A 24,256-nucleotide genomic window follows, 5' to 3' on the forward strand; every position below is an offset into this window, starting at 1 on the left:
ACAATTATTTCAAATGCTTCATATACTTCCCCAGCGTAACCCTGTCCAAACCCGCCAAATCCGGCAGGGTTTCCACTCCTGAAAAACCATTCTCCGCCAACACGCCGCGCACCGCCGCGCCCTGATCGAAACCGTGTTCCAGCAATAAAAAACCGCCTTCCGCCAAACGGTCGGGCGCGCCTTGCGCCAAGGTGCGGATGCAGCTTAGGCCGTCTGAAAAGTCGGTCAGCGCGATTTGCGGCTCAAACCGCAAATCGCCTTGCAACAAATGTTTATCGCCGTTTTCGATATAGGGCGGGTTGGACACGATGATGTCCCATTTCCCTTCAGACGGCATATCGGTGTCGAACCACGAACCGTGTGCAAATTCGACCCGCGCGCCCAAATCTGCCGCATTTTTCCGCGCCGTTTCAAGGGCGGGCGGGCTGATGTCGGATGCGCGCACAAACGCATCGGGGCGTTCGAGCGCGACGGTTACGGCAACCGTGCCGCTGCCCGTCCCCAAATCCCACACGCGCCCGTTTTCCGGCAGGCGCGCCAATACGGCTTCGACCAGATGCTCGGTTTCGGGACGCGGAATCAACACGCTCGGATTGACTGTAAAGCGTCTGCCATAAAATTCGCGCACACCTAAAATATAGGCAACCGGCTCGCCGTTCAGACGGCGTTGCGCCAGCCTGTCCGCCCGCTGTCGGACTTCGTCCGGCATTTCTTCCCCGCCCCGCGTCAACAACTGCACGCGCGTATATTCCGAAACATATTGCAGCAGCATTCTTGCTTCATTTTTAGGCAGTTTTGACAAGCCCAACCATTCGTCAAACGTCATTTTTTATCCCGTCTGCCGCCGATGCGGCTTGAACATTTTTTCCAGCTTTGCGGCACGCTTGTTCAAAAAATATCATTTTGCATTGAAATTATATAATAAAGAAAAACACCTTATCGCCGTTTCAATACCGTAGGAATTTATCCGAATAACAGAAACGCTCCGCCGTTATTCCGCGCAAGCGGCAACAACGGAATAAATAAAAAAACAATGACATAGTTGGTTTTCCTTTGAATTTGCGATATTTGCGGCGGCTGAAAAAAATCCGCACCCGCCTTCAAATGCGGATACGGATTTTCTTGTCAAACAAACTTATTCGGCCAGCAATGCTTCCGGTTTGACTTTTTCGCCATACACGGGCAAGAGGGTTTTTTCATAGGCGGCTTTCAGACGGCCGTCTTTTTTCATGGCGGCGATTTCGCCGTTGACCCAGTTCAAAAGATCGGCATTGCCTTTTTGAACGGCGGGGGCGATAAATTCGGCAGGGCCTAAATTACCGATGGCGACTTCAAAATCCGGGTTTTCTTTCGCCCACGCCCACAGCAGGGCGTTGTCGTGGGCGAGTGCCGCACCGCGTCCGTCTTTCAGTGCGTCGAAGGTTTCGGTATTTTGGTCGAATTTCAATAATTTGACTTCAGGATGGCTTTTGGTGAAGAAAGCGTCGGCGGTCGTGCCTTTGTTGACCAACAGGGTTTGGTCTTTCAGTTGCGCAATGTCGGTAATCGGTTTGCCTTTGGGGGAAACCACGCCCAACGCCACTTTCATATAGGGATCGGCGAAATCAACGGCTTCGGCGCGTTCGGGTGTTTTGGTGAAGTTGGCGAGGATGAGGTCGACTTTGCCGGAACGGACGTATTCGACACGGTTTGCGGCCTCGGTTAAGACAAATTCGACTTTGTCGGGGCTGCCGAGCAGGTCTTTTGCCAGGTCTTTGGCGATCTCAACGTCAAAGCCTTGGTTTTTGCCGTTGGCATCAACATAGCCGAACGGGGGCTTGTCGCCGAATACGCCGATGCGGATCACGCCTTTTTCCTTGATGGCGGCAACGGTTGCCGCACCGCTGCTTTGTGAAGATTGGGCATCGCCGGAGCCGCCCCCGCAGGCGGTCAGACCGACGGCGATGGCGGCGGAAGCCAACAGGGCTTTAAATTTGGCGTTCAGTTTCATTGGGAATCTCCTTTTTGAATGTTTGCTTGGGATGAAATGCCGTCTGAAAGGGGTTCGGACGGTTTGCGGTAAATCAGTAGTCCATACCTGCCAGAAATTGGCAGGCGCGTTCGCTTTTTGGTGCGGAGAAGAAGGTTTCGGGGTCGGACGATTCGACGATGCCGCCTTTGTCCATAAAGACGATGCGGTCGGCAACTTTGCGGGCGAATCCCATTTCGTGGGTAACAATCAGCATACTCATCCCTTCGCGGGCGAGTTCCAAAACCACTTCCAAGACTTCGCGCACCATTTCGGGGTCGAGTGCGGCGGTGATTTCGTCCAGCAGGATGACTTCTGGATTCAGGCACAGGGCGCGGACGATGGCGATGCGCTGTTTTTGTCCGCCGGAGAGTTCGCGCGGATAGGCGTTTTTGCGGTCGGACAAACCGACGCGTTCCAATAATTTGTCGGCTTGAGCCTCTGCTTCGGCGCGGTTGCGGTTTTGTACTTTTACCGGGCCTAAAAGGATGTTTTCGATGACGGTCATATGGGCAAACAGTTCATAGCTTTGAAAGACCATACCGACTTTTTGCCGGGCGGTTTGCCAGGAAACGTCTTTGCCGAATTCGCCGATGCCGTCCATCACGATGCTGCCGCCCTGGTGCGGCTCCAAACCGTTGACGCAGCGCAGGAGGGTGGATTTGCCGCAGCCGGACGGGCCCAACAACACAATCACTTCGCCTTTTTCCAAGTCCAAGTCTAAGGATTGGATGGCGGTTACGCCGCCGTATTGTTTGTGCAGCTTGCGGATGCTCAGTAAAGCCATATCAGTGTTCCCATTTTTGTTCCAGCTTTGCCGCCAACAGCGACAGCGGCCAGCAACATAAAAAATACAGCATAAAAATCAGTCCATAAACCCAAAATGAGGCATTGGGCTGCGTCAGCAGCGAGTTTTCAATAATCTGCTGCCCCACTTTGACCACTTCAATCACACCGATAAGCGAGGCGAGCGAACTGGTTTTAATCATTCGCGTAAACAAATTAACCGCCCCCGGCAAAGCGCGGCGGACGCTTTGCGGCAATTCGATGTATCGGAACACTTGGCGGCGGCTCAAACCCAGTGCCAAGCCCGATTCCACCTGATGTTTTTCAATCGATTCCAATGCGCCGCGCACCAAATCGCCCATTTCGGCGATGCCCCAAAGCGTGAAAACCCAAACGCAGACCCAAAATCCGCCGATGTGTATGCCCGTCCACACGGACAAACCGAAATACAGTCCGAACAACCACACCAAAATCGGCACGATGCGGATGGTTTCGAGATAAAACCGTCCGATAAGGCGGACAAGCCGGTTGCGCGAACGCAAAACCAGACCGAACAGCGTTCCCAATACGCAAGAAGCCGCAACAGAGATTAAAGAAATTTGTGCCGTTAAGAGCAGGCCTTCGCCCAACCGTGCCGCATTTTTTCCTTCAAACAGCCATTCAAATGCCATATTTCGCACTCCGTATGCGGTTTTCCAATCGCCGTACCAACAAAGAAACAGGCAGCAGGATAATCAAATAAGCGGCAAACAACAAAAACAAAGCCTCGTTGGTTTTGTAGTCCATACCAATCACATCTTTGGTAACAAACAACAATTCCGCAATGCCGACCGCGCTAATAACGGATGTTTCTTTCATTAAAAACAATATATTAGCGGCGACAGCCGGAAAAGCGACCGCCCAAGCCTGCGGCAATTCGACATAGCGGAACACTTGAAAGCGGCTCAAACCGATTGCCTTGCCCGCTTCGACCTGCCCTTTTGGTACGGCGAGGATGCCGGCGCGGACAGCTTCCGCCATATAGCTTGCGCCCAAGAAAACCAGCGCGATTACGCCGCAGGTGAAACCGTCCCATTTGATGCCCATTTTCGGCAGGCCGTAATACAGGAAAAACAATTGGATCAGCAGGGGCGTATTGCGCGACAGTTCGATATAGGCGCGCGCCAATGCGTAGAAGGGTCGGATGCGGTATGCCGTTACCACGGCGACGGGCAGGCCGAACAGCAACGACAAAACAACGCCGTAAACGGACAATTCCAGCGTCAGCTTTGCCGCATCGGAGAATTTGGGTACGGCATCGATCAGATAAGACCAGTTCATCAGAATCAGACAATCAGCTTAACGAAAGGCGGTATTTTAATAAACTTGTAAGATAATGTTAAAGAATGCTTGGGAATATCAAACATCGAAAAAAAGAATAAGGCGATGCCGTCTGAAAACCTTTCAAACGGCATCGCGCCGGATTCCGCGTCAGATTGCGCTGCCGCCGACGGTCAGTCCGGCATCAATCCGCAAGGTCGGCTGCCCCACGCCGACGGGGACGCTCTGCCCTTCTTTGCCGCACACGCCGACACCGCTGTCGAGCGCGGTATCGTTGCCTATCATCGAAACGTGTTTCAACACTTCGGGGCCGTTGCCGATAATGGTCGCGCCTTTGACGGGGTATTGCAGCCTGCCGCCCTCCACCCACCACGCTTCGGACGCGCTGAAGACAAATTTGCCGCCGGTGATGTCCACCTGTCCGCCGCCGAAGTTGACGGCGTAAATGCCTTTGTCGATGGACGCGATGATTTCGTCAGGTTCGTAGCCGCCGTTTTCCATAAAGGTGTTGGTCATACGCGGCATCGGGACGGAGGCGTAGCTTTCGCGGCGGCCGTTGCCGGTCGGTTGCGTACCCGTCAGGCGGGCGTTGGTTTCGTCCTGCATATAGCCGGCCAAAATACCGTCTTCAATCAATACGGTGCGGCGGGTTTCGTTGCCTTCGTCATCGATGTTGAGCGAACCGCGCCGGCCGGCAATATCGCCCTGATCGACGACGGTAACGCCTTTGGCGGCGACGCGCTCGCCGATCCGGCCGGAAAAGACGCTGGTTCCCTTGCGGTTGAAATCACCTTCCAAACCGTGTCCGACCGCTTCATGCAGCAACACGCCCGGCCAGCCGTTACCCAAAACGACGGTCATTTCGCCGGCGGGCGCGGGGCGGGATTCGAGGTTGGTCAGGGCTTGTTTGACGGCGGCATCGACAAACTGCCGTACCAAAGTTTCATCGAAATAAGCCAAGTCGTAGCGTCCGCCGCCGCCCGCGCTGCCCTGTTCGCGGCGTTCGCCCTGTCTGGCGATGACGGTAACGTTCAGGCGCACCATCGGGCGGATGTCGGCGGCGTGTTTGCCGTCCAGACGGGCGAGGTAAACCATATCGTATTCGCAGGTCAAACCGGCCATCACTTGCACGATGCGCGGATCGGCGGCTTTGGCGATTGCTTCCACTTTGTTCAACAGCGCGACTTTGGCGGCGGAATCGAGGCCGGCAATGGGGTCGGACGCGGAACAAACCGGCTTGCCGCGCGTTTCAGACGGCATTTTGGCAGACACCTTGCCGCCTGCCGCCCCAATCGCGCGGACGGCGCGGGCGGAACGGTTTATCGAATCGATGCACAGGCTGTCGGCGTAGGCAAAGGCGGTTTTATCGCCCGAAACGGCGCGCACGCCCATGCCCTGATCGATTTGGAAGCTGCCCGATTTGACGATGCCCTCTTCCAAATGCCAGCTTTCATAGGCGGTACGCTGGCAGTAGATGTCGGCATAATCGACGTGGTGCGCGCCGATGATGCACAGGCTTTTGGCGAGCAGTTCGGGGGAAAGGCGGTTGGCTTCGAGCAGCCGCTCTCGTACGGCGGAATAGGTAGGATGCATAGTGTCGGCGCATAAAAAATCAGGGGCTTGATTATACGGCATTTGTTATAGAAATGCGCCGTGCCGCCGAAAATGTAAGAATTTTGCCAACGCACGTTGCTTTGTGTAAACTTCAATCTTTCTTGTCGGAGTGCCGCCGCCGGGCGGCTGAGATTGCGAAAGCAAAATCCGTAGAACCTGTCGGGGTAATGCCTGCGTAGGAAACAAACCGTCAAATGCCTTATCGGGCTTCCGTTCCCTTTTCCGCATTTCCCCGCCCCATTTTCATGTTTTTTAAGGACTTGATATGTCGGGCAATGCCTCACAACAACCCTCACCCGCCGCAGCGGCGGCACGCCTTTTTTCCGACAAATCGCCATACCCGCAAAGGAATTCCTTATGATCCGTATCGCCATCCTCGGCGGCGGCCTCTCGGGAAGGCTGACCGCATTACAGCTTGCAGAACAAGGTTATCGGATTGCACTTTTCGACAAAGGCAGCCGCCGGGGCGAACACGCCGCCGCCTATGTTGCCGCCGCGATGCTCGCGCCTGCGGCGGAAGCGGTCGAAGCCACGCCTGAAGTGGTCAGGCTGGGCAGGCAGAGCATTCCGCTTTGGCGCGGCATCCGATGCCGTCTGAACACGCACACGATGATGCAGGAAAACGGCAGCCTGATTGTGTGGCACGGGCAGGACAAGCCTTTATCCAACGAGTTCGTCCGCCATCTCAAACGCGGCGGCGTAGCGGATGAGGAAATCGTCCGTTGGCGCGCCGACGACATCGCCGAACACGAACCGCAACTCGGCGGACGGTTTTCAGACGGCCTTTACCTGCCGACCGAAGGCCAGCTCGACGGGCGGCAAATATTGTCTGCACTTGCCGACGCTTTGGACGAACTGAACGTCCCTTGCCATTGGGAACACGAATGCGCCCCCGACGACTTGCAAGCCCAATATGACTGGCTGATTGACTGCCGCGGCTACGGCGCAAAAACCGCGTGGAACCAAGCCCCCGAACACACCAGCACCTTGCGCGGCATACGCGGCGAAGTGGCGCGGGTTTACACGCCCGAAATCACGCTCAACCGCCCCGTGCGCCTGCTGCACCCGCGCTATCCGCTCTACATCGCCCCGAAAGAAAACCACGTCTTCGTCATCGGCGCGACCCAAATCGAAAGCGAAAGCCAAGCCCCTGCCGGCGTGCGTTCCGGGCTGGAACTCTTGTCCGCGCTCTATGCCGTCCACCCCGCTTTTGGCGAAGCCGACATCCTCGAAATCGCCGCCGGCCTGCGCCCCACGCTCAACCACCACAACCCAGAAATCCGTTACAGCCGCGAACGCCGCCTGATTGAAATCAACGGCCTTTTCCGCCACGGCTTCATGATTTCCCCCGCCGTAACCGCCGCCGCCGTCAGATTGGCAGTCGCCCTTTTTAACGGAAAAGACGCGCCCGAACGTGATGAAGAAAGCGGTTTGGCGTATATCCGAAGACAAGATTAAAGCCGCCCGAAAGGACACCCCATGACCTTCCCGCCCCTAAAATCCCCGCTCAAATTCTACGCCGTCGTCCCCACCGCCGATTGGGTGGAGCGCATGGTCAAAGCAGGTGCCGACACGGTGCAACTGCGCTGCAAAACCCTGCACGGCGATGAATTGAAACGCAAAATCGAACGTTGCGCCGCAGCCTGTCAGGGCAGCCGTACGCAGCTTTTCATCAACGACCACTGGCGCGAAGCGATAGAAGCAGGCGCATACGGCGTGCATCTCGGGCAGGAAGACATGGACACCGCCGACCTTGCCGCCATCGCCGCCGCCGGTTTGCGTTTGGGTTTGAGTACGCACTCCGCCGCCGAACTCGACCGCGCCCTGTCCGTACATCCCAGCTACGTCGCCAGCGGCGCGATTTTCCCGACCACGACCAAGCAAATGCCCACCGCCCCGCAAGGCTTGGACAAACTGCGCGAATACGTCAAACAGGCTCGCGGCACGCCCGTCGTCGCCATCGGCGGCATCGATTTGAACAACGCCCAAGCCGTGCTGGCAACAGGCGTATCCTCACTCGCCGCCGTCCGCGCCGTTACCGAAGCGGAAAATCCCGAAGCGGCGGTTAAAGCGTTTCAGGCTTTGTGGAATGGATAAAACCGAAACGAAGAAAATTCAATTTGCCGTGTCGGCGAAACTTAGCCCGTTATCGCAAATATGCTTAGTTTTAAATATGGCATATCATCAAATTCCGTCATTCCCGCGCAAGCGGGAATCCGCCGTAAAACTTGAGAAACCATCATTTGAAAAACAGTTTCCGAATTTCAAAAATGGATTCCCGCCTACGCGGGAATGACGGCAACCGGTAAGCCGCGTATCCGAAATAAAGCAATTTGACCAGATAAATACAGAAATATCAAAAAACTATGAACATCATCTTAAACGGCGAACCCGCCGAACTTCACGGCACGACCGTTGCCGACCTCATCGCCCAAACCGCACCGCAACAGCCCTTTGCCGTGGCGGTCAACACCGTTTTCGTCCCCAAAGGCGCGTATGCGGAAACGGTTTTGAACGAAAACGACAAAGTCGACATCGTCCGCCCCGTCGTCGGCGGCTGAATGCCGTCTGAAGCCCCAAAGGCACGCCTCCGGCTTTCAGACGGCATCGTATCCCAAACATATCAAGGAATTTTTATGCTCACCCTATACGGAGAAACTTTCCCTTCACGGCTGCTGCTCGGTACGGCTGCCTACCCGACCCCCGAAATCCTCAAACAATCCATCCAAACCGCCCAGCCTGCGATGATTACCGTCTCGCTGCGCCGCGCGGGAAGCGGTGGGGAGGCACACGGTCAGGGGTTTTGGTCGCTATTGGAAGAAAGCGGTATCCCGATGCTGCCGAACACAGCAGGCTGCCAAAGCGTGCAGGAAGCGGTTACGACGGCGCAGATGGCGCGCGAAGTGTTTGAAACCGATTGGATTAAGCTCGAACTCATCGGCGACGACGACACCTTGCAGCCGGATGTGTTCCAACTTGTCGAAGCAGCGGAAATCCTAATTAAAGACGGCTTCAAAGTGCTGCCTTATTGCACCGAAGACCTGATTGCCTGCCGCCGCCTGCTCGACGCGGGCTGTCAGGCGTTGATGCCGTGGGCGGCTCCGATCGGCACGGGTTTGGGCGCGGTTCACGCCTATGCGCTCAAAGTCCTGCGCGAACGCCTGCCCGACACGCCGCTGATTATCGACGCGGGCTTGGGCTTGCCTTCTCAAGCGGCGCAAGTGATGGAATGGGGCTTTGACGGCGTGCTTTTGAACACCGCCGTTTCCCGCAGCGGCGATCCGGTCAATATGGCGCGCGCCTTCGCACTCGCCGTCGAATCCGGACGGCTGGCATTTGAAGCCGAACCGGTCGAGGCGCGCACCAAAGCGCAAGCGAGTACGCCGACCGTGGGGCAGCCGTTTTGGCATTCGGCGGAATATTGAAAAAGGCGGCAAAAATGCCGTCTGAAGGCTTCAGACGGCATCGCGGCTCAAAACGGCGGCAGCCTGAAACGGACAAACCGCCATTCCCCGGCATCACGGCTTTGTCGTGAGGAACAGGGAAACCGGCCGGAAAACCTTGCCGCCCGCCCCGATGCCGCAACCAACGAAACACCCGGCCTCCACGGTGCGCAGGCTGCCGCGCAAGCCCCAAGTACGGCAACAGAAGAAGCGTTTTGTTGTTGTTTGAATACATTTAAAAATACCTAAAGCCATCCGTAAGTCTTCATCCGCAACGGTTTCACCGCTTTCGCATCCCGAATCCACGCTCAAACACCCCCGAATGACAACCCTGTCCGCGCCAAATCGGACAGACGTTTCAAACACGGCAGGCTTCTTTCCGACAGGCACGAAGCCCCCGGTTATGCCTGCCGACCCCGATTTGTCCGGCACAATGAAAGTCTGCCAATCCGAATCGCCAACATCGGCAAATAGTTTAATTTGTTTATTTTTCATCGTATTACAAAAAATCCACATTTATTTTTAAATTTTTATTGATAATTATTATTATTAGCGTATAATCAAAACCACTCGGAAGTCGTCCATTCCGAACCATTAAACACCGTGTTCCCTCATCATTCACTTTTACACTTGGAGTCGGCATATACGAGACATACATTCCTTTTTATATATCAGATACTCAAAACCGAAACGCCAAACCCACCTTCGCGGTGGGTTTGGCGTTTATCGTCAGGCTTTCGCGCCTATTTGCAAGACTTGAGGTTCAGTTTGCCGTATGGGGACGTGATTTTACGGATTTCGTCCGCATCGGAAGCATTCACGCCGGTAAACAAAACCGTCATACGCGACACGCTCAAAGAATCGTCCTGCCGGCCGGTTTCCGCAGCGCGTTCGACAATATGCGCCCCGCCGAATCCCGCGCCGGCAAGCCGGTTTTGCAGGGCTTGGGCGTTTTCCCGGCTGCTGCCGACACCCAAACTTAATGCGCCGTCAAACGGTATGGGGTTGAAACCTTTGGCAGACAGCTCCGCCGCCTGATTTTCGGCATCGGCGGAAACGGGCAGGACGACGCGGTAGATTTTGCCGGCGGATTTGGCTTGGGCGGTGCGTTTTTCGACGCTTCTGCTGGCAACGTGCGACCATTTGCCCAAAAGCCCTTTGATCCGGTGGTAGTCGTCTTCGTCCATCGTGAGGCTTGCCTGCGCGGCGCATAAGGCATCCGCCGCACCGTTTTCGCGTTCCGCCTGCGCCTTTTCGGCGGCGAGTTTTTCGCGGCGGGCTTTTTCCTCGCGCTGTTTTTTCTCTTTGAGCTTTTTCTGCTCCGCTTCTTTCTTCAAGCGCAACTGCTCCGCCTGTTCTTCGCTCAGGATGTCGCCCTGTTTGAGCAGTGCCGCCGTATCCTCCACGGATGCAGCCGCATTGCCGGCGGCGGGCGTTGCGAGGGGCGTGTTTTCGACGGCCCGGTTTTCCGGCACGCCGCCCGCCGCTTTAACGGCTAATTTATAACCCACCGTGCCGCCGAATACGGCAATATTGAGTACCGCCAAAAGGGTAAAGAGCCATTTCATTAGAATTTCCTCAATGTTTGAAACCCCGCCCGCCCGGGCGGCAGTCTGTCGGGCGGCAGAATCCGGACGGATTCGGACGGATGCCGCCCCGTGTTGAAAAAGGGTGTATTTTTTAATGTTCCGATTCCCCGCCTTCGGCGGCAATCATGTTCAACAACCCGTGGATGACGAGGTTGTCCGCCACACGCACGGTATTTTCCGCCAAAAATGCAGGCGGCAGGGCTTCTGCGACTTTTGCCGCGCCGCCGCCGGTCATCACGACATCGACCGGCTTTCCCGCCCCGATTTTTTCTTTCAAACGCCCGTGCATCATCATTATCGAGCCGCAAACCGCATCCATCATACCGCTGGCGATGGCGTTGCTTGTGGTGGTCGGGAAAGGGTAACGCTTGCCGGCGGGGCGGTTGAGGTTGGCGGTTCGGACGGCGAGCGATTCTTTCATCAGGTGGAAGCCGGGCATGATGGTTCCGCCGAGATAATGTCCGTCATCGGTGAGCGCGTCAACCGTTACCGCCGTGCCGCAACTGACGACGACGCAGGCGTTGCGGCTGAAGCGGCGGCTGCCCAAGGCGTTGAACCAGCGGTCGGAACCGTGTTCTTCGGGGTGGCGGTAGTGGTTGCGTATGCCCAAAGCCTGTGCGGAAGACGGCAGCCACTCGATTGTACTTGCGAGCTGTTCCTGAACCTGTGCCTTTTTTGATTCCCCGCACACGGCGCAACCGACAATACGGACGCGTTCATCCGCCTTTTCCGCCCACTCCGCGCCCAAAGGCGACAAATCGCGGTACGGCGCGCTGCCGACGGTTGCGAACGTGCCGTTTTCCACCCACGCCCACTTGAGCCGGCTGTTGCCGCCGTCCAACAGCAGCAAACGTTCCGGCTCCCGCCGCTTCGGCACGGAAACCGGCCTGTCATCGGGCCGCAGGCTGATTTCGCCGCTGACGGCGGTTTGCCTGCCCGCCGCAGTGTCCAAATGCAATACGCCTTTTTCATCCACACCCCTGACCGTGCCTTCGCACACGGTTTCTCCGTCGCGCAACAGCAATACCGCCTTGCCGTGGTCGCGGTTGGCCGTTTCGTATTCCTTTAAAAACGGCGCGAACCCTTCTTCCGCATATTGTTCCAACACCGCGTCCAGTTCCGCCAACAATGTTTCCAGCAACACGGCGGCACCGATACTGCCCCGCCGCGATGCCGTCTGAAGCAGCGATTGCACGGAAGCGGCGTTTTCCACTTCCTTGGGCAGGACAAAATTGATGCCGATGCCGACGACGGCAACCGTCTTGCCGCCCGCCCTGACCGTTTCAATCAGGATGCCGCCTAATTTGTCGCGCCCCACGACCAAATCGTTGGGCCACTTGATCTGCACGTCCAAACCCAAACGCAACAAAGCTCGGCGGCACGCCACTGCCGTTGCCGGCGACAGCGAACCCAGCTCATATTGCGGCCGGTCAAACACCCGGCCGAAACTGAACATCAGGCACTCGCCCAAACGGTGCGACCACTTCCGCCCCTGCCGCCCCCTGCCCTTACTTTGCAGGTGGGTCACGCATACGGTTTTGTGCGCCTTGTCCGGCGAAGTCCGCGCCAGCTCTAATATCTCGTCGTTGCTGGACGCGCACTCGTGTTTCAATGCCGTCTGAAAACCCGACCTTTCCCCCAACGCGCGCAAACCTTCGGCATCGAAAACCGCCAGCGGGCGCACCAGCCGCCAATAACCGTCGTGCCGGCGCAGCAGCCCGCGTATATGCGCCGGCATCTGCTGCCAAAAACCGTTCAACTGTTGCGGCTTCATCTCCGCCATACGCGCCAATTGCAGAACGTGTTGCGGCAGCCCGTCCGCAAGTTCCGCCAAAATCCGCCATTGCCGGGGGGTTAAAACCGTCATTTTCCGCCCTCTGCCGCACGGATTTTCGCCAAAGTCTTCGTCGTCGAAGTCTGGTGCAGAAACGGAATTGAAAACACCTTGCCGCCGCGCGCCAGCGTTTCCGCCGCCCCGACAATCTTATCCGCAGCCCAATCGCCGCCCTTGACCAAAATCTCAGGTTTGACCGCCTCAATCAACGCCGCCGGCGTATCCTCGTCAAACCACGTTACCAAATCCACACTTTCCAACGCGGCGGCAACGGCGGCACGGTTTTCCAAAGGATTAATCGGGCGGTCGCCGCCCTTGCCCAAACGGCGTACCGAAGCATCCGTATTCAACGCCAGCACCAACGCACCCCCCATCGAACGCGCCTGCGCCAGATAAGTAACATGCCCCCTGTGGAGGATGTCGAAACAGCCGTTGGTAAACACCAGCGGGCGCGGCAACAACGCCAAACGCGCCGCCAACGACTCGGGCGGACAGATTTTCGATTCAAAATCAGGGACAGACCAAGCGTCAACCATCAAAGCCTCCGACAAAAACCATAAAAGACAGAAAAACCCACATGATACAGAAGCATATGCGAAAGGCAAAGCCGGCGGCGCAAATGCCGTCTGAAGCGGTTTCCGTATGACCGGCCCGGCTTTCAGACGGCATACCGCCGCACCGGTACGACGGCGCGGACAGTACGCGCAAACGGAAAAAGACCCGTACCGAAAAGTACGGGCCTTTATCTGGGGTGGCTGATGGGGCTCGAACCCACGACAACCGGAATCACAATCCGGGGCTTCTACCAACTGAGCTACAGCCACCATAAAAACGGTTTTCAATCAAATTCTTGGCACGCCCGACAGGAATCGAACCTGTAACCCCCGACTTAGAAGGTCGGTGCTCTATCCGGTTGAGCTACGGGCGCTCATGCCGATTCGTGCTGATTGATTGGTCGGGGCGGTGGGATTCGAACTCACGACCCTCTGCTCCCAAAGCAGATGCGCTAACCGGGCTGCGCTACGCCCCGACTTGAAGAACTGAATCATACAATGGCGGGGAAAACGCGTCAACGCTTATTTTTGAAATTCCCGTATAAGCGGCATAGTATTTTGATTTGGAAAAACATTTAACCCGATTCAAAACCCAAGCCCTATTTCCGGATCAATTTATTTCCCGCATCCTGCTGTAAAAATATACGGAAAATGCGATAATTTTCAGCATTTTCTACCTGTTTAACAAAAGGACGGATATGTCGGCACAATTAATCAACGGTAAGGAAGTTTCACAAAAGCGTTTGGAAGCGGTTGCCGAAGCGGTGGCGCAACGCCAACAGGACAATCTGCACACGCCTTGCCTGGCCGTGGTTTTGGTCGGAGGCGACCCTGCCAGCGCGGTTTATGTGCGCAACAAGAAAACAGCCTGCCAAAAATGCGGCATCAAATCACTGTCTTATGAGCTGCCCGAATCAACATCGCAGGAAGAACTGTTGGCATTGGTCGACCGCCTGAATGCCGATTCCGAAGTGGACGGTATTCTGGTTCAGCTTCCACTGCCGAAGCATCTCGACAGCCAGGCAGTCTTGGAACGTATTTCGCCGGATAAGGACGTGGACGGCTTCCATCCTTACAATGTGGGCAGGCTTGCAGTCAAAATGCCGCTGATGCGCCCGTGTACGCCCAAGGGCGTGATGACGCTCTTGGAAGCTTACGGCATTGATCCGAAGGGGAAAAAAGCGGTCGTGGTCGGCGCATCGAATATTGTCGGCCGCCCGCAGGCTTTGGAACTGCTGCTGGCGCGCGCAACGGTAACAATCTGCCACAGCGCGACCGAAAATCTGGCAGACGAGGTTGCCGCCGCCGATATTTTGGTGGTCGGCGTGGGGATTCCGAACTTTGTCAAAGGCAAATGGATCAAACCCGGCGCGGTCGTTATCGATGTAGGCATCAACCGTTTGGACGACGGCAGCCTGTGCGGCGACGTGGAATTTGAAACGGCAAAAGAACAGGCGGCGATGATTACGCCCGTTCCCGGCGGTGTGGGCCCGATGACGATTGCCACATTGATGGAAAATACCCTGCACGCGGCTTCGCTGCACGATGCTTGAGCGGTTCTGAAGATAAAATGCCGTCTGAAAGGCTTTCAGACGGCATTTTGCCGTGTCCGTTTATTTGGGCAGCTTGACGACAACCGTATCCGCCAGTATGTCGTAAAGCGTGCGGCGGTCGCGTTTGACCATAAAGAGCAGGACAAAGTTGGCAAGAAATGCCAGCAGGTTGATAGCGTTTTCTCCGTTGTCACCTACTGCAAGACCGATAACGGCGGCAATAATGGCAACCAAAACCGACCATGCGATTTCGCGTACCAAAACCGTGCCGACAAAACCGGGATTGCGGCCGTCGGTTTTCAACACCCTGATTCTCATGATTTTCTTACCCAATGACTGCCCGTCCCGGCTCATATAGTAGATTTGGACGACGGTGTACGCCAAAATGCCCGCCAGTCCTACCCAAAAGGAAGTTGTGCCCAAAAGCAGTCCGACTATTTCCTCACTGCCGACGATTCTGCCTTCATTCTTGATGGCGAAGGCAATCAGTCCGACAAACGGCACCAACAAAACTAAAAAGGTAAACAATTGGTTCAGCAAGGCCGCAAGTATCCGGTCGCCTGCGCCGGCAATTCCGACTTCAATTTCCTGCCCGTTGCGGTTGTCGGATGCCGCGTCGGTGTAGTCGTTTTTTTCTTCCATATCCGTTCCTGATAATTGTTCTTAAACAGATGGCATTCTACCGCCCTGCTGCTGCAAACGCCAATCCCAAAAAGAAAATTCGATAAAGAACTTTACATTTTCCCAATACGGCGTTAAAACGCTTCCTTTACGCCATACATAATTTTATTAACGATTTTTCCTCAAGGAGCAACACAATGAAAGTAGGTTTCGTCGGCTGGCGCGGTATGGTCGGTTCGGTTTTGATGCAGCGTATGAAAGAAGAAAACGACTTCGCCCACATTCCCGAAGCATTTTTCTTTACCACTTCCAACGTCGGCGGCGCAGCCCCTGATTTCGGTCAGGCGGCTAAAACGTTATTGGACGCGAACAACGTTGCCGAACTGGCAAAAATGGACATCATCGTTACCTGCCAAGGCGGCGATTACACCAAATCCGTCTTCCAAGCACTGCGCGACAGCGGCTGGAACGGCTACTGGATTGACGCGGCATCCTCGCTGCGTATGAAAGACGACGCGATTATCGTCCTCGACCCCGTCAACCGCAACGTCATCGACAACGGTTTGAAAAACGGCGTGAAAAACTACATCGGCGGCAACTGTACCGTTTCCCTGATGCTGATGGCGCTGGGCGGCCTGTTCCAAAACGATTTGGTCGAATGGGCGACCAGTATGACCTACCAAGCCGCTTCCGGCGCAGGCGCGAAAAATATGCGCGAACTCATCAACGGTATGGGCGCGGTTCACGCCCAAGTGGCGGATGAGCTTGCCGATCCTGCCGGCTCGATTCTCGACATCGACCGCAAAGTATCCGATTTCCTGCGCAGCGAAGACTATCCGAAAGCCAATTTCGGCGTACCGCTCGCCGGCAGCCTGATTCCGTGGATCGACGTGGACTTGGGCAACGGCCAGTCCAAAGAAGAATGGAAAGGCGGCGCGGAAACCAACAAAATCCTCGGCCGCAGCGGCAATCCGACCGTAATCGACGGCTTATGCGTCCGCATCGGTTCTATGCGCTGCCACAGCCAAGCCCTTACCCTGAAGTTGAAAAAAGACCTGCCCGTTTCCGAAATCGAAGCGATTTTGGCAGGCGCGAACGACTGGGTGAAAGTCATCCCCAACGAAAAAGAAGCCAGCATCCGCGAGCTGACCCCGGCCAAAGTTACCGGCACGCTGTCCGTCCCCGTCGGACGCATCCGCAAACTGGGTATGGGCGGCGAATACATCAGCGCGTTCACCGTCGGCGACCAACTTTTGTGGGGCGCGGCCGAACCGCTGCGCCGCGTGCTGCGTATCGTGTTGGGCAGCCTGTAAACCGGATGTGAATAAAAAATGCCGTCTGAAGCCTGTTTCAGACGGCATTTTCCTTGCAACCCCGGTTGACCGAAATTCCGATAAGGCAAGCGTTCACGCCAGCAACATTTCCTGCATCAGCTTCATACCCCACTGCCAGCCGCCGAGCATACCGTTCAAACTGCCCGAATGCGGGGAAACCAACAGGCGGGCGTTCCACAAATCCGCCTGTTTTTGCGCCCAACCGTGCGGCACGCCGCCGTGTTCGGACACCACCAATGCGGCACGGCAGGGACAGCGGACGCGTTGGAAAGTGTGTTCCGCATCGTCGGGAAAAACATCGGGACGCTGCGGTACAAGGATGATGTTGGCGATTTTCTTCCGTGTCAGGATGTCTGCCCGATACAGCCACGCCAAAAATGCGGCCGCGCCCGCTCCGTGTGCAACAACGGCGATATGTCTGCCCTGTATCCGTTCGAATGCCGTCTGAAGCGCGGTTTGCCACGCTTCCGTGCTGCTGTTTGCGGATGCTTCGGACATCTGCACGACGGGATAACTGACCGCCCAACGGTCTATCCACATCTGATCCTCTCCGGCATCGCGTATCAGCCAAAGCGTCAAATCTTCGAGTTCGAAACCCTGCATACCGCCGCGCCTATTTCAGCAGGTCCCGGAGGGTAAAGGCGATGAGCAGCGAAGCGGGTACGCTCAATATGGCGCACACGGCGAGGCAGGCAAGAACGTTTGCCAACAGCCGCCAGCCTTTCCAACCCAAACATTTGGACGCAATCAGCAGGCAGGGCAGGCAAATCAGCAGCCACACCAACGCCCAAAGCGGATTAGCCTTGGTCGGCGCAAGCCAGCCCTGCATCCGCGCCAGCATAAACACCGCCCACACCGACATAGGCAGCACAAATGCCGCCACGACCCACGCCGCGCCTATTCCCGTTTTTCCGTCCACATTCCAATCATATTTACCCAAAACCTTATTCGGCAGCATAGTCATACTCCACGACCAGCGGCGCATGGTCGGAAAATTTTTCGTCTTTATAAACATGTGCGGACACGGCTTTGGCGGCAAGTTCGGGCGTAACCATCTGATAATCGATACGCCACCCGACATCTTTCGCATACGCCTGCCCGCGGTTGCTCCACCAAGTGTAGCCCGGATTGTCGGGATAAAGCGTGCGCCACATATCCGTCCAACCGAGTTTGTGGATAACCTTGCCTATCCACTCGCGCTCTTCGGGCAGGAAGCCCGAATTTTTCTGGTTGCCTTTCCAGTTTTTCAGGTCGATGTTTTGGTGGGCGATGTTCCAGTCGCCGCAGACGACAATGTCGCGCCCTTCGTTTTTCATCGCTTCGAGCATAGGGTAAAACGCATCGAGGAAACGGTATTTTACCTGCTGGCGTTCTTCCGCGCTGCTGCCGCTGGGCAAATAAAGCGAAATGACGCTCAACCTGCCGAAATCGCAACGCACAAACCGCCCTTCCCGGTCGAATTCTTCAATGCCCATACCGATTTGCACATTATCGGGTTTGCGTTTGCCATACACCGCCACGCCGCTGTAACCGCGCTTCTCGGCGCAATGCCAATAGCCGTGCATCCCGTGCGGATTTTTCATATCGGCAGACAAATCTGCTTCCTGCGCTTTGAGTTCCTGCACGCAGACAATATCCGCGCCCGATGCGGCGATGTATTCGTAAAAACCTTTTTTGTAGGCGGAGCGGATGCCGTTGACGTTGGCGGAAATGATTTTAAGCATAATAAAAATAAGTTCTCACAATAAAAATGCCGTCTGAACAAAAAAAGGGCAAAATGCGGCACATTTACCCTTTTCGATGGATTTTAACCGCGCCGCCAAGTCGTACCGCCGGCGGTGTCTTCCAGAATGATTTTGTGTTCGTTCAGAAGGTCGCGGATGCGGTCGGATTCCGCCCAGTTTTTATCCGCGCGCGCCTGTTTGCGCCGGGCGATCAAGTCGTCGATTTCCTCGTTGGACAGGCCGTCTGAAACCGCGCCGCCTTGCAGGAACTCGGTCGGATCGCGTTGCAGCAAACCAATGATGCCGCCCAAAGCCTTCAGACGGCCTGCCAGTTGCGCGTTATTGGTTTTGTTCACTTCGCCGGCAAGTTCGAACAACACCGCCACCGCTTTCACCGTATCAAAATCATCATTCATCGCAACATAAAAGCGGCGCGTGTAGTCATCGCCGGCTTCAGACGGCATCGGATCGGCGGGCGGCGTATTTTTCAAAGTCGTATACAAACGCGTCAACGCGCCTTTCGCATCATCCAAATGCGCGTCGGAATAGTTCAACGGGCTGCGGTAGTGGGCGCGCAAAATAAAGAAGCGCACGACTTCCGGGTCGTATTGTTTCAACACTTCGCGGATGGTGAAGAAGTTGCCCAGCGACTTGGACATTTTTTCGCCGTCCACACGGATAAAGCCGTTGTGCAGCCAGTATTTGACGTGGCTGGCGATGCTTTGCCCGTGGTGGGTTTGCGCGTGATGATGACCGCAGGTATGCCCCGTCGCGCCGACGCTTTGGGCAATTTCGTTTTCGTGGTGCGGAAACTGCAAATCCGCGCCGCCGCCGTGAATGTCGAAGGTATTGCCGAACAGGTTTTCACTCATCGCAGAACATTCGATGTGCCAGCCCGGCCGTCCCCTGCCCCACGGGCTTTCCCATGCCGGCTCGCCTGCTTTCGCCGCTTTCCACAACACAAAATCAAGCGGATCGCGTTTGAAACCGTCCACTTCCACACGTTCGCCCGCGCGCAGGTCGTCCAGCGATTTGCCCGACAATTGGCCGTAAGCGGCAAACTCGCGCACGGCGTAGTAAACGTCGCCGTTGGCGGCAGGATAAGCCTTGCCGTTTTGAATCAGGGTTTCAATCATGGCAATCATTTGCGGAATGTTTTCCGTCGCCTTCGGTTCGATGTCCGGACGCAACACGCCCAAAGCATCGGCATCTTCGTGCATCGCCTGAATGAAACGCGCGGTCAGTTCGCCAATGGTCTCGCCGTTTTCAGCCGCGCGGGCAATGATTTTGTCGTCGATGTCGGTGATGTTGCGCACATAAGTGAGCGGATAGCCGCACTCGCGCAACCAGCGGGCAATCATGTCGAACACAACCATCACGCGGGCGTGTCCCAAATGGCAGTAATCGTAAACGGTCATACCGCAGACGTACATACGCACGTTTTCAGGGTCGATGGGGGAAAAGGGTTCTTTTTGACGGGTTAGGGTGTTGTAGGTGGTGGTCATGGGGTATTTGAACTTTCTGTAATCGTCCAAGGAACATACTTTTGGTTTAAGCAGGTTGAGATAACAACATGAGGATCAATAGCTTTCAATAACCTTTTTAATTTATCCTTTAAGTCCGACAAATTATAGATTTGACGTATTCCGTTTGGCTGCTCTATGTGTAAAACGATACGGATGTTTTTACATTTTAGGGATTCTTCAGCAAAGTTTTTTTCAATAGGATTATTTGCTTTAAATTTTGCTGAAACAATGCCCGCAAGCGTATCTCTTACTTTTAAAGCAATTTCCTGTTCTAAAGGCAGCTTTTCCGGATTACGCTGCCCAATTCTAAAATCTTTAATTTCACAAAGCCATAGTGTTTGATTTGCTTCGATTGCGATAAAGTCTATGGCTTTATTGCCTGTCGAACATTTATTTTCAAACTGTTTACGGTAGTGTGACCATTTATCGTATTTTGAGGTGATGCAATGTTCAGGAAATTCAAATTTCAATGAACCTTCGGTAATTGTCATTTGTTTTCCCTTAAATATCTAGATATCTTTCTGATTGTGCAAGATTTTCATTAAGAGCGACAATGGTTGATAAATCAGTTGTATCGTCGGCTTGTTCCAGTTTTACATCACCTTCACTTGCAATCAATGAAAAATAACGGCTTGATATGTTTTTCTCCTTTACTTTGAGGATCTCAAGCTCTCTCAATAAAAATAAAGAGTGCGTGGCAATAAAGACTTGAATGCCTTGCTGAGATAAAGACCAAATAATACGGGCAGCCACTTTGATCAATTTAGGATTCAGATTGGCTTCAGGCTCATCCCAAAATAGATAACCTTTATCCAGCAAAGCCCCTGTTGCGATTAACCGGGCAATCATGACAAATTTCCGCAAACCCTCTGCTACCAAAGGAGCTTCAATCTTACCACTCTTGTTTGTCAGCGATAGATAAAACCTTCCTTGTTCTTCAGATACTTTTCCCCCCATCGCATTCTCAATAGGTTCGAGCAATTCTCGAATTTTTGTTTCTCTGGGACCTTTGGCGAGCGGGTGATTTAATTGCGTACAAGTATCAAACCAAGTTTCTTCAAAAGGGATGCTTTGGTTTTGATATAAGGAAATGAACCAAGGGCAAAGTGTAATTAATTCGCGGCTGGGTAAGAAGATAGGTGTCGGAGTGTATTCATCTTCTTTCAATCCGATGCTTTGAACATTAACTTGCGATGATGAATTGCTGGAGAAATTCAGACTACTATGCGTAGTGCCGTTTTGCAGTTTTAAAACAATTTCCGTACGCCCTCGCCCCTGCAAACGTTTGCTCAACCTGCCCAAGGAATCGGGACGGAAAACATTCAGTAATTTATCGGCAAAACTTTTTTGCAATTCTGTTTTCAGTAATCTGTTTTTGGTGTTAGATGTTACTTCTAGCAGGCTGTATAAAATTTTTAACAAATGTGTTTTGCCACAACCGTTTTCGGCAACAATAATATTGAGATTTTCAGAAAATTTAAAAGTATCGTTTGGAAGAACGGTAAAGTTTGTCAACTCAAGCGACTGGATATATTGGTTAGATGACATTTTTAATCCATTTCAATCTTGCTTTAAAATTGTTTCAGACAACCTTTTTGTAGAACAAATATCGTCTGAAACCCTTTCTTTTTTCACTCCGGTTTAAACACGCCCATATCCGTTTTCGGCTGCTGCCCGGCAATTTCGGCTTTTGCGGCCGCCTGCTCCGCCTCCGCTTTCTCCGCTTCCAAGCGTTTTTTCTCAGTCAGGTATTGGTTGATTTGGTGTACCAATTCCTGCGTGCCTTGGTGGGTAAGTGCGCTAATTTGGAAGAGGCGCGGGGTTTCGATGTCGAATTGGAAGCGGTCGTCCGGTTCGGGGCAGTCCCAGCCGATGGCTTCAAGGAAAGCTTCGGTGCGTGCTTGGGCTTCTTCTTCGTCGAGCATATCGAGTTTGTTCAGCACCAGCCAGCGCGGTTTGCCGTAAAGTTCTTCATCGTATTTGCGTAATTCGTTGATGATGGCGAGTGCCTCTTCGGCGGGGTTGGCGGTTTCGTCGAAGGGCGCCAAATCGACGACGTGCAGCAATAATCCGGTGCGCGATAAGTGTTTGAGGAAACGATGCCCCAAACCCGCGCCTTCTGCCGCGCCTTCAATCAGGCCGGGAATGTCCGCCATCACGAAACTGTGGTTTTCGTCGATGCGTACCACGCCCAGGTTCGGATGCAGGGTGGTAAAGGGGTAGTTGGCGATTTTGGGGCGGGCGGCGGAAACGGCGGTAATCAGGGTGGATTTGCCGGCGTTGGGCATACCCAATAAGCCGACATCGGCAAGGACTTTGAGCTCAAGTTGCAGGGAACGGGTTTCGCCTTCTTCGCCGGGCGTGGATTGTTTCGGGGCGCGGTTGACGGAGGATTTGAAGTGGATGTTGCCCAAGCCGCCTTTGCCGCCTTTGGCTAGGCAGACGCGCTGACCGTGGTAAGTAAGGTCGGCGACGATTTCACCGGTGTCGAGGTCGCGGATGAGTGTGCCGACGGGCATTTTGAGGACGATGTCGTCCGCACCTGCGCCGTAACGGTCGGAACCGTGGCCTTTTTCGCCGTTTTTGGCTTGGTAGCGTTTGACGAAGCGGTATTCGACGAGGGTGTTGGTGTTTTCGTCGGCTTCCGCCCAGACGCTACCGCCTTTGCCGCCGTCGCCACCGTCCGGGCCGCCGCGCGGTACGAATTTTTCGCGGCGGAAACTGGTTGCGCCATTACCGCCTTTGCCTGCGGCGACTTCGATTTTTGCTTCGTCGATGAATTTCATTCAATGCTCTTGTTTGTTGGTTTCAAATAGGGTTTCAGGCGGATTGCCGTCTGTTTGATGCCGTCTGAACAGATTTTCCGCCGGTATTATAAGGTATAAGCGGTTTTTCACATACCGTGGGGCGGCGATTCGCCCTGCCTGCCCCGATGGTTTTGAAACAAATCTGCGCCCCGGAGGCAAAATATGCCGCCGCCTTCGGTACAGGCGCGCCTTGCCGATATAGCGTTAACCGGGTCTTTCCGGACGGAAAGCCATCCCTCCGCACACCGCCCGAAGCGGCAAAAGACTAAAGCAAATCTTTGTTTTTACAAGACAAGGCAAAATCGTACAAAGCCTTTTTACCCTCGCCCGTGATTTTGGCGGCAAGCTCCGCCGCCTGTTTGGTCGGCAGCTCGGCTGTGAGGATTTTCATGATGTTTTGCGCGGACTCGGACAAGCCTTCGTGTTTTTCATCCTGCGCCGGATAAAGCACCAACACCATCTCGCCGCGCGATTGGTTGCCGTCTGCCGCCAATGCCGTCTGAAGCTCCCCCGGCGTGCCGCTTAAGAACGTTTCAAACGTTTTGGTGATTTCGCGCGCCAGCATTAATCGGCGTTCGGGGAACAGTTCCGCCATATCGGCAAGCGTCGCCGCAATTCGGTGCGGCGTTTCAAACATCACGACGGGAAACACCGCCCGCACCCATTTGGCAAACAGTTTCCTGCGTTCGCCCGATTTCGGCGGCACAAAACCGTTGAAATAAAAATCAGATCCTTCCACACCGGCCACGCTCAAAGCCGCCATCACCGCGCTTGCGCCGACAACAGGGACAACTTTAAACCCCGCTTCGCGCACGCGGCGGGCGAGTTTCGCACCCGGGTCGCACACGGCCGGTGTACCCGCATCGGAAACCTGTGCCACAACCATGCCGTCTGAAAGATAGCCGATAATCTTGTCCGCCATCTGCCGTTCGTTGTGTTCGCGCACACTGACGAGTTTGCCCTGAATGCCATACGCACTCAAAAGCTGCGCGGTCACGCGCGTGTCCTCGGCGCAAACAACGTCCGCCGCCTGCAATACCGCCAAAGCGCGCAGGGTAATGTCTGCCAAATTGCCGATGGGCGTGGCAACCACGTATAATGTCCCTCCGACGACGCTGTCGGAGGCTTTCTGCAAGTGTTTCTGAAACATAAGAATACCGTCTGAAAAACAGACATTATAAAGGTTAAACCGATTATGCGCTTAAACCACAAACAGGGCGAGGCAGGCGAAGATGCCGCGCTCGCCTTCCTCCAATCCCAAGGCTGCACGCTGCTTGCCCGCAACTGGCACTGCGCCTACGGCGAAATCGACCTGATTGTCAAAAACGGCGGCATGATTCTGTTTGTTGAAGTAAAATACCGCAAAGACCAACGGTTCGGCGGCGCGGCATACAGCATTTCGCCGTCCAAATTATTGAAACTGCAACGAAGTGTAGAGTATTATCTGCAACAGAACAGGCTGACCAACGTACCGTGCCGCCTAGATGCGGTACTCATCGAAGGAAACCGCCCGCCCGAGTGGATACAGAATATTACAGGTTGA

28 protein-coding genes, 3 tRNA genes and 1 riboswitch are annotated in these 24,256 nt (G+C 54.7%); of the genes, 8 read left to right on the forward strand and 23 right to left on the reverse strand.

What is annotated here, in order from left to right; genetic code table 11:
* Positions 1-4: 4 nt before the first annotated feature.
* The 6 genes from prmC to tldD all read right to left on the reverse strand — a co-directional run bounded on the left by prmC (position 5) and on the right by tldD (position 5,749).
* Positions 5-826: a peptide chain release factor N(5)-glutamine methyltransferase gene (gene prmC / locus FGL10_RS07840; protein WP_003708879.1), complete on the reverse strand. Its 822-nt coding sequence runs from the start codon at positions 824-826 to the stop codon at positions 5-7.
* A 309-nt stretch (positions 827-1,135) separates the two neighbouring features.
* Positions 1,136-1,990, reverse strand: coding sequence for an amino acid ABC transporter substrate-binding protein (locus tag FGL10_RS07845; RefSeq protein ID WP_003708875.1), 855 nt, complete (start codon positions 1,988-1,990; stop codon positions 1,136-1,138).
* Between the two features lie 73 nt (positions 1,991-2,063).
* Positions 2,064-2,795 (reverse strand): amino acid ABC transporter ATP-binding protein, encoded by a 732-nt coding sequence (locus tag FGL10_RS07850; protein WP_003708873.1) that lies wholly within the window; start codon positions 2,793-2,795, stop codon positions 2,064-2,066.
* A 1-nt stretch (position 2,796) separates the two neighbouring features.
* A complete protein-coding gene (locus FGL10_RS07855) occupies positions 2,797-3,465 on the reverse strand; it encodes an amino acid ABC transporter permease (protein ID WP_003708872.1) in 669 nt (222 codons plus the stop codon).
* On the reverse strand, positions 3,455-4,114 hold the full coding sequence (locus tag FGL10_RS07860) for an amino acid ABC transporter permease (protein WP_003708870.1): 660 nt from the start codon (positions 4,112-4,114) through the stop codon (positions 3,455-3,457). The genes FGL10_RS07855 and FGL10_RS07860 overlap by 11 nt, the downstream gene beginning before the upstream one ends.
* Before the next feature lie 150 nt (positions 4,115-4,264).
* A complete protein-coding gene (tldD, locus tag FGL10_RS07865; protein WP_003708866.1) occupies positions 4,265-5,749 on the reverse strand; it encodes a metalloprotease TldD in 1,485 nt (494 codons plus the stop codon).
* A 74-nt stretch (positions 5,750-5,823) separates the two neighbouring features.
* Positions 5,824-5,927, forward strand: a riboswitch (TPP riboswitch).
* Between the two features lie 158 nt (positions 5,928-6,085).
* Between tldD and FGL10_RS07870 the strand changes: the two genes are divergently transcribed.
* From FGL10_RS07870 to FGL10_RS07890, 5 genes are all read left to right on the forward strand, one after another.
* Entirely contained in the window at positions 6,086-7,186 is a 1,101-nt protein-coding gene (locus FGL10_RS07870; protein WP_003708864.1) for an FAD-dependent oxidoreductase, read from the forward strand.
* 21 nt (positions 7,187-7,207) lie between these two features.
* Positions 7,208-7,825, forward strand: coding sequence for a thiamine phosphate synthase (thiE, locus tag FGL10_RS07875; protein ID WP_003708862.1), 618 nt, complete (start codon positions 7,208-7,210; stop codon positions 7,823-7,825).
* Positions 7,818-8,024 carry a hypothetical protein gene (locus FGL10_RS12615; RefSeq protein ID WP_003708860.1) on the forward strand — a complete coding sequence of 69 codons (207 nt, stop codon included), beginning with the start codon at positions 7,818-7,820 and terminating at the stop codon, positions 8,022-8,024. Before thiE ends, FGL10_RS12615 begins: the two co-directional genes overlap by 8 nt.
* A gap of 70 nt (positions 8,025-8,094) precedes the next feature.
* Positions 8,095-8,289, forward strand: coding sequence for a sulfur carrier protein ThiS (thiS, locus tag FGL10_RS07885; RefSeq protein ID WP_003708858.1), 195 nt, complete (start codon positions 8,095-8,097; stop codon positions 8,287-8,289).
* A gap of 75 nt (positions 8,290-8,364) precedes the next feature.
* Positions 8,365-9,153, forward strand: a complete 789-nt coding sequence (locus FGL10_RS07890; RefSeq protein WP_036469647.1) for a thiazole synthase — start codon at positions 8,365-8,367, stop codon at positions 9,151-9,153.
* 93 nt (positions 9,154-9,246) lie between these two features.
* Here FGL10_RS07890 and FGL10_RS12620 read toward each other — a convergent pair whose 3' ends face one another.
* The 8 genes from FGL10_RS12620 to FGL10_RS07935 all read right to left on the reverse strand — a co-directional run bounded on the left by FGL10_RS12620 (position 9,247) and on the right by FGL10_RS07935 (position 13,624).
* Positions 9,247-9,426: a hypothetical protein gene (locus tag FGL10_RS12620; RefSeq protein WP_232043737.1), complete on the reverse strand. Its 180-nt coding sequence runs from the start codon at positions 9,424-9,426 to the stop codon at positions 9,247-9,249.
* Between the two features lie 488 nt (positions 9,427-9,914).
* On the reverse strand, positions 9,915-10,739 hold the full coding sequence (locus FGL10_RS07905) for an SPOR domain-containing protein (protein WP_036469645.1): 825 nt from the start codon (positions 10,737-10,739) through the stop codon (positions 9,915-9,917).
* 112 nt (positions 10,740-10,851) lie between these two features.
* Positions 10,852-12,627, reverse strand: coding sequence for a bifunctional biotin--[acetyl-CoA-carboxylase] ligase/type III pantothenate kinase (locus tag FGL10_RS07910; RefSeq protein WP_003708845.1), 1,776 nt, complete (start codon positions 12,625-12,627; stop codon positions 10,852-10,854).
* Positions 12,624-13,130 carry a D-glycero-beta-D-manno-heptose 1-phosphate adenylyltransferase gene (gene rfaE2 / locus FGL10_RS07915; protein WP_036469642.1) on the reverse strand — a complete coding sequence of 169 codons (507 nt, stop codon included), beginning with the start codon at positions 13,128-13,130 and terminating at the stop codon, positions 12,624-12,626. Before rfaE2 ends, FGL10_RS07910 begins: the two co-directional genes overlap by 4 nt.
* Positions 13,123-13,263, reverse strand: coding sequence for a hypothetical protein (locus FGL10_RS07920; RefSeq protein ID WP_231844353.1), 141 nt, complete (start codon positions 13,261-13,263; stop codon positions 13,123-13,125). The genes rfaE2 and FGL10_RS07920 overlap by 8 nt, the downstream gene beginning before the upstream one ends.
* A gap of 78 nt (positions 13,264-13,341) precedes the next feature.
* A tRNA-His gene (locus FGL10_RS07925) sits at positions 13,342-13,418 on the reverse strand.
* Positions 13,419-13,445: 27 nt separating this feature from the next.
* Positions 13,446-13,522: transfer RNA gene (locus FGL10_RS07930), tRNA-Arg, on the reverse strand.
* Between the two features lie 24 nt (positions 13,523-13,546).
* Positions 13,547-13,624: transfer RNA gene (locus tag FGL10_RS07935), tRNA-Pro, on the reverse strand.
* Between the two features lie 222 nt (positions 13,625-13,846).
* On the opposite strand from FGL10_RS07935, the gene folD reads away from it, so the two are divergent.
* Positions 13,847-14,701 (forward strand): bifunctional methylenetetrahydrofolate dehydrogenase/methenyltetrahydrofolate cyclohydrolase FolD, encoded by an 855-nt coding sequence (gene folD, locus FGL10_RS07940; protein ID WP_003708842.1) that lies wholly within the window; start codon positions 13,847-13,849, stop codon positions 14,699-14,701.
* A 60-nt stretch (positions 14,702-14,761) separates the two neighbouring features.
* Here the strand turns inward: folD and FGL10_RS07945 are convergent, their stop codons facing one another.
* Positions 14,762-15,343, reverse strand: coding sequence for an RDD family protein (locus FGL10_RS07945; RefSeq protein ID WP_003708841.1), 582 nt, complete (start codon positions 15,341-15,343; stop codon positions 14,762-14,764).
* Between the two features lie 176 nt (positions 15,344-15,519).
* On the opposite strand from FGL10_RS07945, the gene asd reads away from it, so the two are divergent.
* A complete protein-coding gene (gene asd / locus FGL10_RS07950; protein ID WP_003708840.1) occupies positions 15,520-16,635 on the forward strand; it encodes an aspartate-semialdehyde dehydrogenase in 1,116 nt (371 codons plus the stop codon).
* 93 nt (positions 16,636-16,728) lie between these two features.
* Here the strand turns inward: asd and FGL10_RS07955 are convergent, their stop codons facing one another.
* The 8 genes from FGL10_RS07955 to rsmI form a co-directional block, all read right to left on the reverse strand.
* On the reverse strand, positions 16,729-17,259 hold the full coding sequence (locus FGL10_RS07955) for an alpha/beta hydrolase (RefSeq protein ID WP_003708839.1): 531 nt from the start codon (positions 17,257-17,259) through the stop codon (positions 16,729-16,731).
* Positions 17,260-17,269: 10 nt separating this feature from the next.
* Positions 17,270-17,614 (reverse strand): hypothetical protein, encoded by a 345-nt coding sequence (locus FGL10_RS07960; RefSeq protein ID WP_003708838.1) that lies wholly within the window; start codon positions 17,612-17,614, stop codon positions 17,270-17,272.
* Positions 17,601-18,380 (reverse strand): exodeoxyribonuclease III, encoded by a 780-nt coding sequence (locus tag FGL10_RS07965; RefSeq protein WP_003708836.1) that lies wholly within the window; start codon positions 18,378-18,380, stop codon positions 17,601-17,603. The genes FGL10_RS07960 and FGL10_RS07965 overlap by 14 nt, the downstream gene beginning before the upstream one ends.
* 83 nt (positions 18,381-18,463) lie before the next feature.
* Positions 18,464-19,885, reverse strand: a complete 1,422-nt coding sequence (cysS, locus tag FGL10_RS07970) for a cysteine--tRNA ligase (RefSeq protein WP_003708834.1) — start codon at positions 19,883-19,885, stop codon at positions 18,464-18,466.
* Positions 19,882-20,397 carry a hypothetical protein gene (locus tag FGL10_RS07975; RefSeq protein ID WP_003708833.1) on the reverse strand — a complete coding sequence of 172 codons (516 nt, stop codon included), beginning with the start codon at positions 20,395-20,397 and terminating at the stop codon, positions 19,882-19,884. Before FGL10_RS07975 ends, cysS begins: the two co-directional genes overlap by 4 nt.
* Positions 20,398-20,407: 10 nt before the next feature.
* A complete protein-coding gene (locus tag FGL10_RS07980) occupies positions 20,408-21,454 on the reverse strand; it encodes an AAA family ATPase (protein WP_003708832.1) in 1,047 nt (348 codons plus the stop codon).
* 83 nt (positions 21,455-21,537) lie between these two features.
* Positions 21,538-22,692, reverse strand: coding sequence for a GTPase ObgE (obgE, locus tag FGL10_RS07985; protein ID WP_003708831.1), 1,155 nt, complete (start codon positions 22,690-22,692; stop codon positions 21,538-21,540).
* 286 nt (positions 22,693-22,978) lie between these two features.
* Positions 22,979-23,863, reverse strand: coding sequence for a 16S rRNA (cytidine(1402)-2'-O)-methyltransferase (gene rsmI, locus FGL10_RS07990; protein ID WP_003708829.1), 885 nt, complete (start codon positions 23,861-23,863; stop codon positions 22,979-22,981).
* A 45-nt stretch (positions 23,864-23,908) separates the two neighbouring features.
* On the opposite strand from rsmI, the gene FGL10_RS07995 reads away from it, so the two are divergent.
* The gene (locus FGL10_RS07995) at positions 23,909-24,256 is read left to right on the forward strand and encodes a YraN family protein (RefSeq protein WP_003708828.1); all 348 of its coding nucleotides are present in this window, start codon (positions 23,909-23,911) and stop codon (positions 24,254-24,256) included.

The sequence above is a fragment of the Neisseria lactamica genome (assembly GCF_901482445.1).
Lineage (GTDB): Bacteria > Pseudomonadota > Gammaproteobacteria > Burkholderiales > Neisseriaceae > Neisseria > Neisseria lactamica.

Excerpts from the sequence above, each read along its gene's own strand:
- FGL10_RS07955 (WP_003708839.1), bottom strand. The coding sequence starts at position 17,259 with ATGCAGGGTTTCGAACTCGAAGATTTGACGCTTTGGCTGATACGCGAT.
- FGL10_RS07845 (WP_003708875.1), bottom strand. The coding sequence starts at position 1,990 with ATGAAACTGAACGCCAAATTTAAAGCCCTGTTGGCTTCCGCCGCCATC.
- FGL10_RS07890 (WP_036469647.1), top strand. The coding sequence starts at position 8,365 with ATGCTCACCCTATACGGAGAAACTTTCCCTTCACGGCTGCTGCTCGGT.
- cysS (WP_003708834.1), bottom strand. The coding sequence starts at position 19,885 with ATGACCACCACCTACAACACCCTAACCCGTCAAAAAGAACCCTTTTCC.
- FGL10_RS12620 (WP_232043737.1), bottom strand. The coding sequence starts at position 9,426 with ATGGCTTTAGGTATTTTTAAATGTATTCAAACAACAACAAAACGCTTC.
- FGL10_RS07870 (WP_003708864.1), top strand. The coding sequence starts at position 6,086 with ATGATCCGTATCGCCATCCTCGGCGGCGGCCTCTCGGGAAGGCTGACC.
- FGL10_RS07905 (WP_036469645.1), bottom strand. The coding sequence starts at position 10,739 with ATGAAATGGCTCTTTACCCTTTTGGCGGTACTCAATATTGCCGTATTC.
- prmC (WP_003708879.1), bottom strand. The coding sequence starts at position 826 with ATGACGTTTGACGAATGGTTGGGCTTGTCAAAACTGCCTAAAAATGAA.
- FGL10_RS07995 (WP_003708828.1), top strand. The coding sequence starts at position 23,909 with ATGCGCTTAAACCACAAACAGGGCGAGGCAGGCGAAGATGCCGCGCTC.
- FGL10_RS07965 (WP_003708836.1), bottom strand. The coding sequence starts at position 18,380 with ATGCTTAAAATCATTTCCGCCAACGTCAACGGCATCCGCTCCGCCTAC.
- thiS (WP_003708858.1), top strand. The coding sequence starts at position 8,095 with ATGAACATCATCTTAAACGGCGAACCCGCCGAACTTCACGGCACGACC.
- rfaE2 (WP_036469642.1), bottom strand. The coding sequence starts at position 13,130 with ATGGTTGACGCTTGGTCTGTCCCTGATTTTGAATCGAAAATCTGTCCG.
- FGL10_RS07850 (WP_003708873.1), bottom strand. The coding sequence starts at position 2,795 with ATGGCTTTACTGAGCATCCGCAAGCTGCACAAACAATACGGCGGCGTA.
- folD (WP_003708842.1), top strand. The coding sequence starts at position 13,847 with ATGTCGGCACAATTAATCAACGGTAAGGAAGTTTCACAAAAGCGTTTG.
- tldD (WP_003708866.1), bottom strand. The coding sequence starts at position 5,749 with ATGCCGTATAATCAAGCCCCTGATTTTTTATGCGCCGACACTATGCAT.
- asd (WP_003708840.1), top strand. The coding sequence starts at position 15,520 with ATGAAAGTAGGTTTCGTCGGCTGGCGCGGTATGGTCGGTTCGGTTTTG.
- FGL10_RS07980 (WP_003708832.1), bottom strand. The coding sequence starts at position 21,454 with ATGTCATCTAACCAATATATCCAGTCGCTTGAGTTGACAAACTTTACC.
- FGL10_RS07975 (WP_003708833.1), bottom strand. The coding sequence starts at position 20,397 with ATGACAATTACCGAAGGTTCATTGAAATTTGAATTTCCTGAACATTGC.
- FGL10_RS07860 (WP_003708870.1), bottom strand. The coding sequence starts at position 4,114 with ATGAACTGGTCTTATCTGATCGATGCCGTACCCAAATTCTCCGATGCG.
- FGL10_RS07920 (WP_231844353.1), bottom strand. The coding sequence starts at position 13,263 with ATGCCGTCTGAAAGCCGGGCCGGTCATACGGAAACCGCTTCAGACGGC.
- FGL10_RS07945 (WP_003708841.1), bottom strand. The coding sequence starts at position 15,343 with ATGGAAGAAAAAAACGACTACACCGACGCGGCATCCGACAACCGCAAC.
- obgE (WP_003708831.1), bottom strand. The coding sequence starts at position 22,692 with ATGAAATTCATCGACGAAGCAAAAATCGAAGTCGCCGCAGGCAAAGGC.
- FGL10_RS07855 (WP_003708872.1), bottom strand. The coding sequence starts at position 3,465 with ATGGCATTTGAATGGCTGTTTGAAGGAAAAAATGCGGCACGGTTGGGC.
- FGL10_RS07910 (WP_003708845.1), bottom strand. The coding sequence starts at position 12,627 with ATGACGGTTTTAACCCCCCGGCAATGGCGGATTTTGGCGGAACTTGCG.
- FGL10_RS07960 (WP_003708838.1), bottom strand. The coding sequence starts at position 17,614 with ATGCTGCCGAATAAGGTTTTGGGTAAATATGATTGGAATGTGGACGGA.
- FGL10_RS12615 (WP_003708860.1), top strand. The coding sequence starts at position 7,818 with ATGGATAAAACCGAAACGAAGAAAATTCAATTTGCCGTGTCGGCGAAA.
- thiE (WP_003708862.1), top strand. The coding sequence starts at position 7,208 with ATGACCTTCCCGCCCCTAAAATCCCCGCTCAAATTCTACGCCGTCGTC.
- rsmI (WP_003708829.1), bottom strand. The coding sequence starts at position 23,863 with ATGTTTCAGAAACACTTGCAGAAAGCCTCCGACAGCGTCGTCGGAGGG.